Raw genomic sequence first — 517 nt, 5'->3', positions numbered from 1 at the left:
GCCTACGACGCCCTGCAGAAGGCCTCCGCCGGCAAGGAAGATGCAAAGGTCGATGGCTTCACCCGCGACCAGCGCTTCTTCTTCAACTGGGCCACCGTGTGGCGCACCAAGTACACCCCGGAAAACGCCAAGGTCCGCCTGGCCACCGACCCGCACGCGCCGGCGCAGTTCCGCGCCATGGGTGCGCCGTCGAACCTGCCGACCTTTGCCGCGGCCTTCCAGTGCAAGGCTGGTTCGCCGATGGCCCGCGCCGGCGAGCAGCAGGTGGTGATCTGGTAAGCCCTGGCTGATGCCAAGGTAGACCTGCAGAGGCCCGGGAACTCCCGGGCCTTAGTTTATTGCCGCGCCCGTCATCCACGCAGGGCGTGGATCTGCTGCGCCTGTGCAGGCCCACGCCGTTGGTAGATGCCGACCTTGGTTGGCGCACGACACGGCAGAGCCACCGTGATGCGTGCATGCGGTGTCGATGCCACACACCCGGTAGCGCCGGGCCATGCCCGGCGGATGCGCCGTGATG

The 517-nt window shown here is 67.7% G+C and carries 1 protein-coding gene; it reads left to right on the top strand.

Annotated elements, in window-relative coordinates:
• Nucleotides 1-279: M13-type metalloendopeptidase (locus VG556_RS22360; protein WP_423180051.1), on the top strand; the 279-nt coding region annotated here is incomplete at its 5' end.
• Nucleotides 280-517: the final 238 nt, after the last annotated feature.

Source organism: Stenotrophomonas sp. CASM106, assembly GCF_049384825.1.
Classification (GTDB): Bacteria; Pseudomonadota; Gammaproteobacteria; order Xanthomonadales; family Xanthomonadaceae; genus Stenotrophomonas; species Stenotrophomonas muris.
The sequence above is the reverse complement of the archived record's forward strand: the minus strand, read 5'-3'. Positions and strand labels throughout refer to the sequence as shown.